Genomic DNA, 17,138 nt, shown 5'->3' on the forward strand with positions numbered 1-17,138 from the left:
AACCATTCGATAGCCTTGCCATTATCTGCTTGCTAGAAATATCTTTTAATCGCTGTTAACATCTCATCCGAAAGTTTTCCGTTGGTAGCTAAAATTTCTCTTTTGTTAAAGTAATCATCGCCACCAGAAAAATCGAACACCTCTCCTCCTGCTTGCTGTACAATGTAGCATCCGGCGGCGAAATCCCACTGTTGCAAGTTATACTCAAAAAAAGCATCGAACCTGCCACAAGCTGTATAAACCAAATCGATTGCGGCCGCACCAATTCTTCTTACGCCATGGCTTTTTTGCATCATTTCTTCGAGCAATTTTAAATATTGAGCTTGCTTATCAAATTGGTAGTATGGAAAACCTGTAGCCAATAAGCTCGAACTTAAATCTGGATTCATAGAAACCTGAATCGGCTTTTTATTCAAATAAGCATTTCCACCTTTGTAGCTGTAGAACATTTCACCACGATTAAGCTCATAAACTACCCCTAAAACTGGCGAATGATCTTCGTATAACGCAATGCTGATACCGTAAGCAGGAATGCCGTGTATAAAGTTAGTAGTGCCGTCTAAAGGATCGATGATCCAAGTGTAGGTTTTACCTACGCGGCTAATGGTCTTCTCTTCTGTAATAAAACCAGCATCGGGCAGTAATTTCTCCAGGTTCTGAACAAGCCTCTGTTCTGCAGTCTTGTCTACGTAAGAAACCATATCGTTCAGACCCTTATATTCAATTCTATTGGCGTCAAATTGTAAGGCCTCTTTGCGGATGATATTACCGGTTAGTTTGGCAATGGAAATTACCTTGTTGCATAATAATTCGTAATTCATACCTTTTTAACAAAAACCACATTGGGTTGTTGGAATTAAATGAATTTTTATGAATCTACTCAGCCAACTTATTCTTATTCCTTAACGCATACATGCTCAACGCTACGCCGCCTAACACTAAAAATGTAGAAATCATTTCTGCTTGTGTAAAACGTAAGCCGAAAACATGATATTTAGAATTTACCCGAATTAATTCGATGCAGAAACGCTCAAGACCGTTCAAGATCATATAGATACCGAACATTAATCCAGGTGCTTTAATTTTGTCTCTTATACTCCATAAAAAGAAGAAAAGAAGTAAACAAACAATAACCTCATAAAGTGGCGTGGGGTAAACACCCTGAGCCAATTCGTTACAAAATTTGCCAGTACAGCCAGGTATAGGTATGCCCTCTCCTACCACATTATTGGGGTACTTGTAAGACCATAACCAATCTGGCAACCACGAAAATGGCTTAGGATCCGGATTAACAATACCCCAATCTCCATCGCCAGATAGATGACAACCAATTCTACCTACTGCATAAGCCAGCATCATGCCTGGTCCGCCAACATCTAACATATGTAGTGGCTTTATACCATTGCGCCTGGCAATGATAATTACCGCAGCTCCACCGCAAATTAAACCGCCGTAAAAGGTTAACCCACTAAAAGAAAGTAAACGCTCAATCGGATTTTTAACAAAGTCGTCCCAATATTCCAGGTTATCAAAAAATTTTGCTCCTAGAAATCCCCAAATGGCGGCCCAAACAATTAAATTGCTCATTAACTGATAAGGATGAACCAAAACCTTCGTTTCTTTCGGTTTATCTAATTTGTGCTTGTCTTTTTCTTTATAATCCCAATAGGCAAACAGGCCCGCAAAGAAAATTCCCCCTAACAAACTACCCTGTGTAGACATTAAAACGGATTGCGCATCGTTAACAAAAAGCTTGTAGTTAGATAAAGCATAAACCAGTTTATAACCAATCAGAAAGCCAAATAAGCCATTCATAATTAATTCTGAAACGGTAGCCTGTTTGCCAATTACAATGGTTTTTGTTATTGGATGCAAAATTCCCAAAGCCTCTTTGCGTTTAAGTTCTTCGGTAAATGCCCAATAACCGGCTATAAATGCCAAGGCAACAAATACACCAAAAGTATTAAAGGGCAGTGGCAGATTAATGCCAAACAAATATTCTAGAAAGTGCGAAACGGTTGGAAACATACAAATTATTTGTTGCGAAGATAGTAAAGAAAGGGCAAAGCTGAAACATGAAAGATGTACCCAAAAAATGCAATATTTCTATTTTGAAAAGCAATGTTTGGTAATGCTTCGGCTGCTGTAGCCCTGCTCTCCGTTTAATAGTCCTCGGCTCGTTCCTCGCCTGTGGGCTAACACTTCGATCAGGTTTAGGTGGCTGGCGTAGTAAATCTTGGCACCATGCGGATTGCAAACATGAATATGAGCACAGAAGAAGTAACTAAACGGGATAGCAGCGATATCCTTTTTGTATACGTAATGTTCAGCCTTAAGAATACTTTAACAAAAAGATTTAGCGGATTAGCCCGACTAACATTAAAAAGAGTAACGAAGATTGCTTTTCTAATGATGCGTATAGGCAGTTTCCAGCTCAGCAACTTCTACTTCACCTTCTGCGGTAATTTCGAGCAACTTAACAGCCTTTAACTCATTAACCATAACTGGGTCGTATTTCGCACGAACCTTAACATAGTTTTTGGTAAAGCCATGCATGTAGCCCATTTTTTGGTCGGCTTCGAACAGAACTTCTGCCTGGCTGCCAATTTGCGATTGGTAAAATGCCCTGCGTTTTTTATCGGAAAGAATATGAAGCATTTTACTGCGTTCGTTACGCTCGCTACCAGCTACCACGCCGGCCATTTCGGCTGCTGCTGTAAGCTCGCGTTCAGAGTAGGTAAAAACATGCAAATACGAGATATCTAAATCATTAAGAAACTGGTAGGTTTCTAGGAAATCGTCTTTGGTTTCGCCGGGGAAACCTACTATTACATCTACACCAATGCAGCAGTGCGGCATTACGGCTTTAATTTTAGCCACACGTTCTACGTACAAATCGCGGCGGTAGCGACGACGCATAAGTCCTAAAATCTTATCAGAACCCGATTGCAGGGGAATATGGAAATGCGGTACAAACCTTTTTGACGTTGCTACAAAGGCTATAATTTCATTGCTAAGCAGGTTGGGTTCTATAGATGAGATTCTGATTCTTTCTATACCTTCTACTTCATCTAAGGCTTGCACCAGATCGAAAAACTTATCTTGGCGTTCGCCATTTCGGATCCCGAAATCGCCAAGGTTTACACCAGTAAGCACGATTTCTTTAACGCCGCTTTCTGCAATCATTTTCGCCCGATTCACCACGCTTTCTATGGTATCGCTACGGCTTGCACCACGAGCCAGTGGAATGGTGCAATAAGTACACGGATAGTCGCAACCATCTTGCACTTTTAAAAAAGTTCTCGTTCTATCGCCAATGGAATATGATGCGATAAAATTATGGTTTACTTTTTCGATACTTTGTTGGTGGATAACCGCTTTAGGTTGCTTGGTTAAATCGGTAATAAATTCTACGATTCTAAATTTCTCGGCTGCACCCAATACCATATCTACACCTTCTATATTGGCAATTTCTTGTGGCTTTAATTGGGCGTAGCAGCCTACAATGGTAACAAATGCATTTGGAGAATATTTCAAAGCCTCCTTTACTACCTTGCGGCATTTCTTATCGGCATGGTCTGTAACGGAGCAGGTATTAATAACATAAACATCTGCCTGATCTTGAAATTCTACCACAGCATAACCTGCATCGGTAAACAAACGACCTATGGTAGAGGTTTCTGAGAAGTTTAACTTGCAACCTAACGTATAAAATGCGACCTTTTTCATTTAGCCTGCAAAGATAGGAATTTTGTTGGTAGTTATTGGGCGCTAAGCCTGTAGGTGCACTTATTACAGTGCGTTAACAATTTTTAGCTGCTATTTTTCTTGCCAGCGGTAACTCTCCTGCTCGAAACCAGCCAAATCTAAGACCCGGCTTATCACTGTTCCGGCTAAATCTTCAAAGGTTTTAGGCAGGCTATAAAATGATGGGCTTGCCGGACAAATAATTCCACCAGCTTCGGTAACGATTTTCATGTTATTGATATGGATAAGACTAAAAGGTGTGTCTCTAACTACCGCAATAAGTTTTCGTCGTTCTTTTAAAACTACGTCTGCAGCCCTGGAGATGAGGTCGTTGGAAATTCCATGGGCAATTCGTCCTAGCGTACCCATTGAGCATGGAACGATAATCATGGTATCGTATTTCGCAGATCCCGATGCAAATGGGGCGTTAAAATTGTTTTTGGAGTAGAAAGTGAAATTACTGAACTGACTGTAATCTTGATTACCCAATTCAAATTGCCAAACCTCTTTTGCGTTGTCGCTCATTACTACGCCTACAGCCTCGATCTGATCACTTAATTTGGTTAACTGATCAAATAATACTTTAGCATAGATAGATCCACTAGCGCCGGTAACTGCAACTACAACTTTCTTCTTCATCATTTACAAAAATAGGTTTATAATCTTGAATAAATAAAAAAGGGCCAGAACAAAGTTCTGACCCTACATCTACCTATGAAAAACATACCCTCGGAAGGGTAAGAACAAATATATATATTTTTTTAAAAAAAGCTAAGCGTTAACTATTAAAAGTGATAAAACGCAATAAAATTTTAATGTTCGCCAACAACACGCTGATTTTCAGTATGATAAAATTGTGCAAGTTTCACTTTTTCGTTACAATAATTGGGCACCTATACACTAAGGGAAATGCCAATTGCACTAAAAAATGAAATTTTCGGTAAGATTAATACTACACAATAGCTAGTTCTTGCTTTTTCAGCTTCTGACAGAATTTTAAATGGTGTTAAAGGTGAGATTTCTCGTCGGGTGTAGCATCGTTTTTATAACTCTCTGCAAACTCTGAGGGGGTAAGTTTAAACTGACTAAAAAAGCACTTAGAAAAATAAGAGTGAGAACTGAAACCAACCATATAGCCTATCTCGGAAATATTGTATTCCTGTTGAGTTAAGAGCTTAGCAGCAGCCTTTAAGCGTATTAACCGAACGAATTCATTTGGTACATAGCCCGTTTTAGACTTGAGTTTTTTATAAAGGCTAGACCTGCTTAAGCCAAGTTCTTTACCTAAGTCCTCTACTGAAAGTTGTGGATCTGAAATGCGCTCTTCGATGATTTGGGTAATATTTTCGAGAAATTTTTTATCGCGGGTTCCGGCAATTAGGATATCAGTTGTTTCAAAAGGGTTTTGAGCAAAACGGAGTTTAAGGTTTGATTGCAGTTCGAGCAAGTTTTTTACAAGTAGCGAGAGTTGCTTCCATTTGAAAGGTTTTGGAATATATGCATCTGCACCACTTTCTAAACCGGCAATTTCTGCTTCGGTATTGGTTTTCGCAGTAAGCAACACAACAGGCAGGTGACTAAAGTTAATGTCGTTCTTAATTGTTTTACAGAGTTCTATACCATCCATGACCGGCATCATCACATCAGAGATAACGATATCGATATGGTTTTTATCTAATTTTTTTAAGGCTTCGGCGCCATTTTTTGATTTCACAACATGGTAGCCATCAGATAGAAAACTTTTATATAGGAAATCGAGCAGCGCAGGATCATCTTCAACCAATAAAACTGACTGTTGCCCCTCGTTGTCTGCAATTTCAATTGTATCACTTTCCTCTATTTTTATTTCCTCTTTGAAAGGGATAAGTACGGTAAAAATGGTTTTTGCTCCTTCTATACTTTCTACTTTTAAGCTGCCCCCGTGCTTTTCCGTTAGCGATTTGGCGAGGGCTAAACCAATTCCAGTACCGCCCAAATTGGTATAATGATGTTCTTCGTTAGAAACTTTAAAGAATTTTTTGAAGATAGAATCAAGCTGTTTTTTAGGAATACCAATCCCATCGTCTTCAATGCTGATGGATATCATTTTCTCGCCAGTTGCGGAAATCTGAAAGTCGTTAATGCCGATTTCGAGTTTCTTTCTCGCAAACTTGAAGGCATTGATTAAGAGATTGCTCAAAATTTTCATCACAGCCTCTTGATCTACGCAAACCTCCATTTTCTGAAACTGACTATTGATGGAGAATTCCAGGGCATTTTTTTCTGCCATGGGTAAAAAGCGATCTTTAATGCTGTGCACCAAATAAACTAAATCTATTTTTTCTACGTGGATTTCAAAAATATCGCTTTCTATTCGTCTAAAATCGAGTAGTTGATTAACCAATGTAAGCAAGCGATCGGAGTTTTCTTCCATTACCTGTAGCTGCCCAAAGGTATCTGGATCTTTCTCTTTTTTCCCTAAAAGCTTCTCTAGCGGGGCAATAATGAGCGATAACGGTGTTCGAATTTCATGAGCCATCGCTGTAAAGAACTCAATTTTCTGTTTATAAAAGTCTTGTTCGCTTTTATTCTTTAAGCGTTCCAACTTAATTTGATTTCGTTTACGTTCCTTGTTGTAAATGTATTTCCTAAGCCAAATTAAACCCAGCACAATGGCTATTAAATACAGCATATAAGCGGGGAGACTTTTGTAAAAGGGTGGTGAAATCACAATCTTTAGCGTAGATACTGGCGCTCTGGAAGGACTCAGTTCATCTAGTTCCTTCACCATAAAAGTATATTCCCCGGGAGGTAAATTGGTGTAGGTTGCTTTTCGTTGCCCGCCTACATGATTCCAGTTTTTGTCGAACCCTTCCATTTTAAATGCGTAATTAACCTTATTAGGCGCAATAAAACTTAATGATGCATATTCAATGCTGAGTACAGACTGGTTGTATGCCAGGATAATTTCATCGGTGTAGTTGATAGAACGCTTGAGCACGCCATCATTGCGAACCTCCACATCCTTATTAAAGAGTTGAAAATTTGTGAACGAAATTCTTGGGATTGCCAGAGGTTTCTTAACATCGCCTGGATGGAATGAATTAAACCCATTGATCCCTCCAAAGTACAGTTTACCCGAAGTATCTTTATAAAATGCTTTATAATTATACTGCTGACTTTGCAAGTTATCCCACTTTCCAAAACTACGATTGGTTTTTGATTTAGGATCGAACTCAAAAACACCATTGTTGGTAGAGAACCACATTTTACCCGTATTGTCTTTAACAATCCCGTAAATCACTGCGCTTTTTACCCAGTTGGCCTGATCGTAAGTAATAAATTTACCCGTTTTTTTATTGAGGACATTCAATCCACTACCATCCGTACCAAGCCACAGGTTCCCTTCATCATCATCTAAAATGCAAATTACTTTATTAGCGCTAATTGAATTTGAACTACTACTATAAGCAAATTGAGTTAAACCTCCGTTTTTATCCATTCTGATTAAACCATTATCATACGTGGCGATCCAGATGATGCTATCCTTATCCTGATAAACCTGGTAGATGCAGCTTTTATCGAGATTCTTCCCTTTGATTCTAATAAAGGAATCTTTTTCCTTATCATAAAGGTTTAAGCCCGAAATGGTAGAAATCCAAATCCTTCCCTGCCTATCTTCATCGATAGAATAGATACTGTTATCACTTAAAGTATTTGCCCTGTTTGGATCACTTTTATACCGCTTTATTTTCCCTGTTTTAGGATTGAGGATATTTAAGCCACCGGTGTACATGCCAACCCAAATGTTGCCTTCTTTATCTTTGTAGAGCGCATGTATATTGTGGTAAGAAAGACTGTCTTGGTTGGCTTGAAATGGAAATTTTTTAAATGTTTTGTCAGCTGCGTTAAAATAATTTAGCCCCCCGTCTTCGGTACCTACCCAGATGCTCCCGGGCTTGGTTTCTAAAAAAGCACTCACTGCATTTCCGGAAAGCGAATTTTTGACACCCGATGGATAGTAAAATTCAAAACTTAGGCTATTGCCGTGATAATAATTTAGTCCACCGAAATAAGTTCCTGCCCAAATTCCACCTTCTTTATCTTTAAAAACCTTATAAACCGCATCATCGTTGATACTAAACGGATCATTATTTTTATTTTGATACACCGTAAATTGCTGATTTTGTGTATCGAGGACATTTAGTCCTTTTTCGGTACCGAGATAGAGTATGCCAGGTTTAGGTTCATATATTGCCCTTACAATGTTATCACTGATCGAATTTGCAGGACCTTTCTGGTAGGTTTTGAAAGTATTGGTTGCTTTATCCCATACATTCAGCCCCCCAGCCATTGTCCCGATCCAGATATTGCCAAAATGATCCTTATACAAATCTAAAATTACATTGCTGGATAGACTGCCTTTTTCGGCTTTGTAATGGCGTAATTGGTTAGTTTTAGGGTTTAAAACATCGATACCTTTTCCGTAAGTTCCTATCCATAAATTACCTGAATCATCCTGAATGATTTTGGCAATTTCGTTAGATGATATTTTTAAACGTGAATTGGTAGCATAATTAATGATTTTTTTGGTTTTAGGTTGATAGCGATAAACGCCTTTTTCTTTTGTGGCAATCCAAATCTCGCCGTTTGCACTGCGAAAAATATCATTCACGAAATAATTTTCGACAGGTTTAAAGGCGGTGAATTTTTCAGTTTGGAGGTCAAAAATAAAAATCCCTTCATCTGTACCAATCCAGAAGGTTTTATAATCAAATTTGAAGATTTTTCTAATGAAATTATTACCAATACTACCCTGTACACCTTTTTGATGCTGAAAAGATTTAAAATTATATCCATCAAAGCGACTTAAGCCATATTTGGTTCCAAACCACATATAACCCTGGTTATCCTGCTGAATATCCCAGATGGTGTTGGCACACAAGCCATCCATCACAGTGTAGTGTTTAAAGAATATTTTTTGAGCAAATGTGTTAGTGCTCAAAAAACCGATTATAAAAAGGAACAGGGCTAACGCCCTGTTTATATTCTTGTTCATTAATGTTTCTTTATTGAAGGGTTCTCAATATAATAAATCTCCAATGTTTTGCATCCTAAAATGCTATTTTATTCCGTTTATCTTTTTGATAAATTCCACTTCATCGGGTTTATAGGCCGTTCCATCTTTTCTAAAAATATCGTGAAACCACTCTTTCGGTTCCGCACCATCAGCCATTGGGGTATCCCAGGCATATTTGGTATTTGATTTTCCATCTACCAAACCCCAGTTAATAGCGCCTATATTCTCTTTTTTGAGTATCGGCATAACATTTTCGAAACGACTTCCCCGGCTTCTGGCCATGTATTCAGTACAAATCATTGGTCTGCCATGCGTCTTTAGCATATCGATAACCCTTTGATGCCATTGTGGTTCTTCATAGTCGTGATAAGTGATAACGTCCGAATTTAACGCCTGGAATGCATTTAGCTCCCGATAATCCCATGCCCACAGGCCGGCGCTAATGGGTTGCGAAGGATTAACAGCTCTTGCCCAAGAAAATATGGCCTTTAATAATGGCAGTGAACTGGTAAGCTTACCAGAATTGCCTGGTTCATTATATAAATCCCACAACAAAATCCGATCATCGTTCTTAAAACGGTTCATTACGTCTTTTACATATTTTTCCAATGCTGGAAAATTTTCCGCATTTTTTGAATTTGGGTCTCCGGGATCTTGCACCCAACCAGAATTATGGATGCCGGGCTTCGGAGCTGGTTGTTTTCCAATGGTACCTTGTTTATTCCAGCAATCATCAAAAAACACAAAGATGGTTTTGATCTGATGCTTGTTGGCAATGGAAAGATATTGATCCATTCGTTTTTTGAATCCCTCGGGATCTTGTTTCCAGGCCAGGCTATGCAGATAAACACGCATCGTATTAAACCCTATTCCGGCTGCCCAACCCAGTTCTTTGTCTATTGTGGCAGGATCGAAGGAATCTTTTTGCCACATTTCTAGCTGGTTGATAGCGGTGCTAGGTAAAAAATCAGCACCATTAATCCATTTATATTTCTTGTACCAGGCATTTGCCTTTTCTATTGACCAAACTTTACCAACTTCTGTAGTTTTAGTTGTAGTTTGAGCATGCATTGTCATCCCTAAAAGGAGGGTTAACGACATGAATGCAATTAAAAATTTCTTGTTCATAGTTATTTAAATTGCTAAATATTTGCCAGGTTATTTTTTTTCTGACGGGATAGCCAATTCTTGTGAGGTTTTAATTGGGATACCAAAATTGGGAGAACCATCAGCATTCCAGGTAAATTTTTGCGCTCGCGGAGATCGCTGACCGCCGCAACCCTGCCCTGCGGCCGAATTTGCATGATATAGAATCCAGTCTTCTTTCCCATCTGGAGATTTGAAGAAAGAATTGTGCCCCGGAGCGTATACACCATTCTCTGGCGATTGCTTAAACACCGGCTGTTTACTCTTTACCCAAGAATTTACATCTAAAATATCTTTCCCTTTCAAGGTAAGCATCCCTAATGCGTAGAAGTCTGTCCAACAACCACTAGCAGAATAAATGAGAAATACTTTGTCATTATTCATAAGAATTTGAGGACCTTCATTTACATCAACATGCGGCGGGTTGCTATTTACCCCCAAATCGCCATGCTTTTCCCATTCAAATTCTGGCGAAGAGATTTTGTGTCGTTCTCCGTCGATAGTCCAGGGATTTTTCATTTTGGCAATATAAATTTCTTGTTTTTGGTTAATATCTCCTTCCCATCCGGCCCAAACCATATAGAGTTGGTTTTTATATGTAAAAACAGATCCATCTATCGCCCACTTGTTGGTAGCATCTCCCACTTTTCCCTTAAAAGTCCATTCACCCTGCATAGGATCCTTGCTGGGGTTTTCAATAACGTACATTCGGTGATTATTGTTATTACCATCATCTGCAGCAAAGTACATATACCACTTGTTATTAATAAAGTGAATTTCAGGTGCCCATAGTTCTTTAGAATATGCAGTGCCTTTTGGTGGCGTAAAAACAACTTTTTTTTCAGCTGTTTTTAAATCAGCCAGATTCTTTGTTTTCCAGATGGTCAAGTTACGTTGCGTACTATTTGTATAATAATAGTATCCGTCTTTATAGATACTCCAGGGATCTGCGCCAGAAGGCAAAAGCGGATTGGTAAAGGTTTGTGCAGTGCAAGCATTCGCCATTAACAAAAATATGCCTACAAAGATGGGTGTTAATGCATTTTTTTTAATCATGATATTATTGTTCTCCAGAAGGTTTATTAATTTGAAGTCCTGTTGCTACCGGTTCACCAAAATCCGGACTTCCATCTGCTTTAAAACTAAATTTCTGCATTCTAATATTTCTCCGATCAGCACATCCTTGGTTAGTTGCAGCGTTTGCGTGGTAAATTAACCAATTTTCTTTTCCATCGGGCGATTTAAAAAAAGAATTATGGCCTGGTCCGAAGGCATTGCTTTGTGGTTTTTTAGAAAACAAGGGTTGATCAGACTTTACCCAATCGGCTTTTGTTAGTGGATTACCGCCTGGTTTTAACGCCAGCATTCCCAAAGCATAATCGTCGGTTCCACAGTAGCTTGCCGAATAAATAAGGAAAGATTTGTCGTTGTTAGTAAGCACTTCAGGTCCTTCATTTACACCAAAACCATTTTTTTCCCATGCCAATTCCGGGGCGGTAAGCAGTGTTGCGTTTCCTTCTATGGTATAGGCATTGGCCATTTTTGCGATATAAATATTTTGGGTAAGGTTGGTATTGGTCAAATCTGGCCTTCCGCACCATAAGAAATACCGAGTTCCATTTTGTTCGAATACAGTGCCATCAATGGCCCAAAAATCTGCATTGGCGGCAAAAATCCTACCTTTTTCTACCCAGGTGCCTAAAGTTGGATCAGCACTGCTGTTTTCTATTACCCAGGTACGCTGGCTGATATCGCTGCCATTGCCTGCAGTATAATAGATATACCACTTACCATCTAGAAAAAACATTTCAGGTGCCCAAACATTCCTGGAATTTGCACTTCCGGCTGTTGGTGTAAATACTGTTTTTGGCACGGCCGATGATAACTTAGACATAGCAGTTGTGGTGTACAATGCAATTGAGGTACCATTGGTTTGCAAATAGTAATAAACCCCATCTTTCTGAAAAACTGAAGGGTCTGCCCCATTCATTAATGGATTAGCAAAGGTGCCAACGGTACTTGTGGGTGGCGGTAGGGGTTCTACAGGAACAGGGTTATCAGATTTACCGCACGACAAGATTGCAACAGCAAATAAGCTGCACACCGCAATGCTGCATAGTTTAGACTTTCTTTGTTTGATCATGTTTAACATAGGAGTAATTTAATTAAAAGAACTGCATCGTAAAACTAATTGGCTTACGATGCAGTTGATAATAACTTAATATCTTGGATTCTGTGTTAGGTTAGAATTCAGATCAATATCACTTTGTGGTATCGGATACAGCTCGTGCTTGCCCACTATAAAACCACTAAAATCTGCATCTCTCGTAGCCAAAGCTGGCCCCAAATCTCCCCAACGGGCTAAATCTGCCCAGCGCCAGCCTTCTCCTGCCAGCTCGGTTACGCGTTCGTGCTTCAGTTGGGTTAAAAATTGAGTTTGGTTTAAGCCTGGTTTAGCGGCGGTTAGGGTTGCTAATCCTGCTCGCTGGCGCACCCGATCTACCCAAGGATATGCCTCAGCGGTCCTGTTTAATCCATTTAAGCATTCAGCATACATTAAGTAAACATCCGCAAGGCGGATTAGACGGTAATTGTTTGGCGAACGAAATCCTTCCTGGTTTTTCCAGTGGTCGTTTAATAACTTACGAAACCAAACACCATTTGCATCAGGCCCATTGCCATAGCGACTCTGGAAAGTTTGTCCATAAACAATTGTTGCCGTTGGTCCAGCTGGATTGGCATTGTTGAATATGAACGATGCAGCTAAACGTGGATCCTGTGCACCGGCAACGGTTTGTTCCTGCAAAAATTCGTCTACCACCCATCTGCGAGCAGCACCATCAGAGAAACCAACACCCGGAGGGGCGAAAAATTGTGAAATCGAGGTACCAGTATTGTTGATACGTGATTCATCTACGTCGTCATCAGTGCTTTCTGACTGGTTTTCACTAAACTGAATTTCAAAAATAGATTCGCTGTTATTTTCTTTTGTGATGATAAAATTATCACGATAATCTGCTGTTAAACTATAGTTGGCGCTTCCGGCACCAGTTACTATATATGCAAAAGCGTCAGCCGCTTGTTGATATAACTTCTGCTGTAAGTAGGTTTTACCCAATAAAGCGTAAGCGGCGCCTTTAGTAGCCCTTCCCAAATCGGACGCAGGATAAGTAGCAGGCAGATCTGGAATAGCTTCCGTTAAATCTTTAGCAACCTGCGCATACGCCTGCGCTGTTGTTGCATTCGCCGGTACATCCTTCGGTTGCGAGGGTTGCAGCATTAATGGTGGTCGACCATAATAAAGTGTGAGATTGAAATAGAACAAAGCCCTTAAAAACTTCGCTTCTGCCACAATCCTCTTTTTCGTAGTCTCATCCATTTGGATATTTGGTACGTTTGCGATTACCTGGTTGGCTCTAAAAACCCCTACATATAAGGTAGACCACGTTTGTGCAGTTAAACCATCATTATAATTGGTTTGATTGAAACGCATCAAATTGTTTAATCCGCCATCGCCTCCGGAACCGAAGCCTTCATCAGATTTTAAAATACCATGGTAGAACATCCACCGAGAATATAAACTTGCCGTGCGATAAAAAGTACTGTATACAGCATTCACACCTTTTGTGGCATCATTACTTGTTTTCCAAAAACTCGCAATAGTTGGGGCATTTGGATTTACTGCATCAAAATCTCGCTTACATCCAGAAATGCTAGCGATAGATGCGACTAATATGATGATATATTTTTTCATAATTATTTTATAAATGGTTATTAAAATCCAACACTTAAGCCAAATGAAACTATTCTGGAAGAAGGATAATTTCCGTTATCTACACCAGGCTCTAAATTAGGATTGGCCCCTACAACATCTGGGTCTAATCCACTGTACTTGGTTATTGTGAACAAATTTTGACCGCTCACGTATAAACGAGCACTACTGATGTTTGCTTTTGATAGTAGTTTTGCCGGAAAGCTATATCCCAATTCTACATTTCGTAGTCTCAGGAACGACCCATCTTCTATCCAACGGTCGGTGTTACCTCTTGCATTCTCATTTATTCCCCTGTCGTTGGCAGCAAACTGATATCCCAACCTCGGAAAAGTTGTATCGGTATTAGTTGGCGTCCAAGGGTTTATCGCTCTGCGATAGTTTGAATTTCCGTAGCTATCTAGTTCACGTAAAACATCATTGTAAAGTTTCTGACCAAATGCACCGTAGAGCTGCAACGACAGACTAAAGTTTTTGTAACGAGAGTTGAACTGCAGGCCAGATGTAAATTTAGGGAATGCGGAACCTGCGAACACACGGTCTTTATCATTGATATCATCATTTGTGCCGCCATCTACTGTATTTACGTAACGGATGTCTCCTGGTTTGGCATATGCACTTTGTGCTTTATGGGCTGTAATTTCTGCTTGATTCTGGAAGATCCCATCAGTTTTAAGCACATAATATTCTCCGATAGAACGGCCTACCTGCGTTCTGGTATTTCCAGATTGGATATAATTTTTCGGCTGTCCGGTTTCGGCATCTATCCCTAAATTACCTAAAGACAATACCTTGTTTCTTACCACACTGATATTTCCGGCAACATCCCATGTAAATTCACCACTTAACCTCGGGCGATAAGCTAAATTTAACTCTACGCCTTTATTCTGGATCGAGCCAATATTCACAATTGGGTCGCCCTGCAAGTTACCCAGGTAACCAGGAAGTGGCTGACTTAATAAAACATCTTCTGACACTGATCTGAATACATCGAAATTAACGGTAAGCTGATCTTTGAATAGTGATGCATCAAAGCCAAGGTTAGTTGTTTTTTTCTTTTCCCACCTTAAATCGCCAGAGGCTAATTTAGCTTGTATTGCACCCGCATTGGTGGTTTGACCGCTGCCTAGCACGACATCTGGCGCCTGGTTTAAGAAACCAATGTATTGATATGGGCTTAGCGTATTAACACCAAGTGCTCCATAAGAACCCCTCAATTTCAAATCAGACACCCAGTCTACCTTGAAAAAATCTTCTTTTGAGATTCTCCAGCCTAGTGCACCTGAAGGAAAATATCCTGTTCTAAACTGTGGTGAAAAACGAGAATCCTTATCAGCACGGAACGTAAAAGTTACCAGATATTTATCGTTATAAGTATAGTTTAATCGACCTAAATATGAATTAAGAAGACTTTTAAATAAAGTACCTGATGCATTTCTACCTTCGCCAGCAGTTGATGTGATAGTATTAAAGTAATCGCCACCAAACTGAGCCAATTTTATACCACTACCCAAGGTATTATCCGTTTGAGTGGTTTGTTCGGTATATCCAACTACCCCGTTGATACTATGCTTGCCGATGTTGTAGTTGTAATTTAAGGTATGTTCTAGCAGATAACTTAAGAACTGACTACGGTTGTCGCTTAGCTGACTAAAATCTGGAGACTGGTTTTGATACCAAGAACCATCTTTTCTAATCGACTTGCTTTTATCGAAACTAGTCTCAATACCAAAATTGAATTTATAATTTAATCCTTCAATGATTTTAAAATCTACAAAAGCATTTCCCAAGATCTTTGCGAAATTCGATTTTACTGATGTAATGTTCGCAATTGCGATTTGGTTACGAGAGAAAGTGTTAATGTTCGCATTTGATCCATAGCCCCATCCGCCTGGATTGTTGGTAGAAATCAGGCTGTTGTCTTGCACGGGAATTAGTGGTACACTGGTAAACATGTCGTACCATGGGTTCCCGGCAAATGCACCACCCTGGAATGGCGCTCTTGCAGTTGAGGTAGAAATAGCCATGTTTTCGCCGAATTTAAATCTGCCTTTCGTGGTTTCGGTATTTACCCTGAATGAAGCACGTTCAAATTCGCGAGCAATTAAAACGCCTTTATCTTTAAAATAACCACCCGAAATTAAATATTTAGAACCATTACCGCCTCCAGATACACTTGCACTATAGTCTTGTACCGAACCGGTTCTTAACGTTTCATCAACCCAGTTCGTATTGATGCGGCCATTATAGTTGGCTACTCCAGGCTGTATAGCCACTCCAGATGCCTGGTAAGCACGCGTATTGGTAGCGGCATACTCTGCTGCATCCATCATATCATAGGTTTTTGGTACTTGTGAGATACTGTACCTTGAAGTAATGGAAATTTTCGCCGGTCCTTCTTTACCTTTTTTGGTGGTGATTAAAATTACGCCATTACCAGCTCTTGAACCATAAATTGCAGCAGCAGATGCGTCCTTTAAAATTTGAACGTCTTCCACATCGTTAGGGTTTACAGTGGTATTTGGATCTGCAATCATCCCATCAATAACATATAATGGACTCGCATTACCAAAAGTAGCTAAACCTCTTATGTTAACAACTGCTTCCTGCCCTGGCGCTCCCCCATTTCTCACGGCTACGCCTGGCGCTTGTCCTTGCAGTGCTTCTGGCAAAGACCTGGAAACTAACTTTTCGGTATTTCCTGTGTTCACCGATCCCGTTGCTCCAGTTAAATCTCTTCTTCTAACGGTTTGATAACCAATAACCACAACATCATCTAAAGCAGTATTTGATTGCTCTAAAACCACATTAACGACAGTACTTGTACCCAGCACAACCTCTTTCGGATTATACCCGATATAGTTAAATACCAACGTAGAATTTTCAGGCACAGCTATACTATACTTACCATTTGCATCGGTAACTACTGCCCTTCCAACTCCTTTAACAGACACTGATACACCTGGAAGCGTTTCACCACCAGAACCGGTTACTGTTCCCGTAATTTGAATATCTGCTTTGAATTTGGCGATAGACAAGCTATTGTTATCAATCGATCGGGCATAATTTGGGGAAACCATTGCTGCTAATACGAGCGGAAACACGATGACTTTCTTAAAATTACTTACCTGATGGACTTTTAATAGATTAAGTAAAATTTCTTTTTTCATAATTGGTTTACATTATTTGTTGGTTAGGTAATGAATAGCAAAACATACATCTGGAAAGGCTTTTCCATTGCGTAAAATTTAGACACATTTTCATGGCTTGAGATTTTTGATTAATATTTGGTTAGCTACGTCGGTTAAATAAAGTATCTATTTAACAGACGCAATTTTAGAAATTCCGGAAGGGAAAGGATATAAAATTTGGTTATAATGCTAGCAAATTTGTGGATATAACACATGCAACAAT

At 39.6% G+C, this 17,138-nt stretch carries 10 protein-coding genes; all 10 read right to left on the bottom strand.

Annotated features, from left to right (window positions below):
• Positions 1-32: 32 nt before the first annotated feature.
• Positions 33-821: an inositol monophosphatase family protein gene (locus tag OQ268_RS11480; RefSeq protein ID WP_265856285.1), complete on the bottom strand. Its 789-nt coding sequence runs from the start codon at positions 819-821 to the stop codon at positions 33-35.
• Between the two features lie 55 nt (positions 822-876).
• A complete protein-coding gene (locus OQ268_RS11485) occupies positions 877-2,028 on the bottom strand; it encodes a prolipoprotein diacylglyceryl transferase (RefSeq protein WP_265856286.1) in 1,152 nt (383 codons plus the stop codon).
• Between the two features lie 378 nt (positions 2,029-2,406).
• Positions 2,407-3,729: a tRNA (N(6)-L-threonylcarbamoyladenosine(37)-C(2))-methylthiotransferase MtaB gene (gene mtaB, locus OQ268_RS11490; protein ID WP_265856287.1), complete on the bottom strand. Its 1,323-nt coding sequence runs from the start codon at positions 3,727-3,729 to the stop codon at positions 2,407-2,409.
• A 90-nt stretch (positions 3,730-3,819) separates the two neighbouring features.
• A complete protein-coding gene (locus OQ268_RS11495) occupies positions 3,820-4,389 on the bottom strand; it encodes a UbiX family flavin prenyltransferase (protein WP_265856288.1) in 570 nt (189 codons plus the stop codon).
• Between the two features lie 364 nt (positions 4,390-4,753).
• Complete coding sequence (locus OQ268_RS11500) at positions 4,754-8,785, bottom strand: hybrid sensor histidine kinase/response regulator transcription factor (RefSeq protein WP_265856289.1); 4,032 nt, start codon at positions 8,783-8,785, stop codon at positions 4,754-4,756.
• 63 nt (positions 8,786-8,848) lie between these two features.
• Complete coding sequence (locus OQ268_RS11505; RefSeq protein ID WP_265856290.1) at positions 8,849-9,934, bottom strand: cellulase family glycosylhydrolase; 1,086 nt, start codon at positions 9,932-9,934, stop codon at positions 8,849-8,851.
• A gap of 30 nt (positions 9,935-9,964) precedes the next feature.
• On the bottom strand, positions 9,965-11,008 hold the full coding sequence (locus OQ268_RS11510; protein ID WP_265856291.1) for a glycoside hydrolase family 43 protein: 1,044 nt from the start codon (positions 11,006-11,008) through the stop codon (positions 9,965-9,967).
• A gap of 4 nt (positions 11,009-11,012) precedes the next feature.
• On the bottom strand, positions 11,013-12,095 hold the full coding sequence (locus OQ268_RS11515; RefSeq protein WP_265856292.1) for a glycoside hydrolase family 43 protein: 1,083 nt from the start codon (positions 12,093-12,095) through the stop codon (positions 11,013-11,015).
• A gap of 75 nt (positions 12,096-12,170) precedes the next feature.
• On the bottom strand, positions 12,171-13,706 hold the full coding sequence (locus OQ268_RS11520; protein ID WP_265856294.1) for a RagB/SusD family nutrient uptake outer membrane protein: 1,536 nt from the start codon (positions 13,704-13,706) through the stop codon (positions 12,171-12,173).
• Between the two features lie 20 nt (positions 13,707-13,726).
• Entirely contained in the window at positions 13,727-16,894 is a 3,168-nt protein-coding gene (locus OQ268_RS11525) for a SusC/RagA family TonB-linked outer membrane protein (protein ID WP_265856295.1), read from the bottom strand.
• Between the last annotated feature and the right edge of the window lie 244 nt (positions 16,895-17,138).

The sequence above is a fragment of the Pedobacter sandarakinus genome, from assembly GCF_026240095.1.
Lineage (GTDB): Bacteria > Bacteroidota > Bacteroidia > Sphingobacteriales > Sphingobacteriaceae > Pedobacter > Pedobacter sandarakinus.

What these genes read in the sequence shown, in the direction of transcription:
- OQ268_RS11525 (WP_265856295.1), bottom strand. Translation starts at nt 16,894, where the DNA reads ATGAAAAAAGAAATTTTACTTAATCTATTAAAAGTCCATCAGGTAAGT.
- OQ268_RS11520 (WP_265856294.1), bottom strand. Translation starts at nt 13,706, where the DNA reads ATGAAAAAATATATCATCATATTAGTCGCATCTATCGCTAGCATTTCT.
- OQ268_RS11505 (WP_265856290.1), bottom strand. Translation starts at nt 9,934, where the DNA reads ATGAACAAGAAATTTTTAATTGCATTCATGTCGTTAACCCTCCTTTTA.
- mtaB (WP_265856287.1), bottom strand. Translation starts at nt 3,729, where the DNA reads ATGAAAAAGGTCGCATTTTATACGTTAGGTTGCAAGTTAAACTTCTCA.
- OQ268_RS11500 (WP_265856289.1), bottom strand. Translation starts at nt 8,785, where the DNA reads ATGAACAAGAATATAAACAGGGCGTTAGCCCTGTTCCTTTTTATAATC.
- OQ268_RS11495 (WP_265856288.1), bottom strand. Translation starts at nt 4,389, where the DNA reads ATGATGAAGAAGAAAGTTGTAGTTGCAGTTACCGGCGCTAGTGGATCT.
- OQ268_RS11480 (WP_265856285.1), bottom strand. Translation starts at nt 821, where the DNA reads ATGAATTACGAATTATTATGCAACAAGGTAATTTCCATTGCCAAACTA.
- OQ268_RS11510 (WP_265856291.1), bottom strand. Translation starts at nt 11,008, where the DNA reads ATGATTAAAAAAAATGCATTAACACCCATCTTTGTAGGCATATTTTTG.
- OQ268_RS11515 (WP_265856292.1), bottom strand. Translation starts at nt 12,095, where the DNA reads ATGATCAAACAAAGAAAGTCTAAACTATGCAGCATTGCGGTGTGCAGC.
- OQ268_RS11485 (WP_265856286.1), bottom strand. Translation starts at nt 2,028, where the DNA reads ATGTTTCCAACCGTTTCGCACTTTCTAGAATATTTGTTTGGCATTAAT.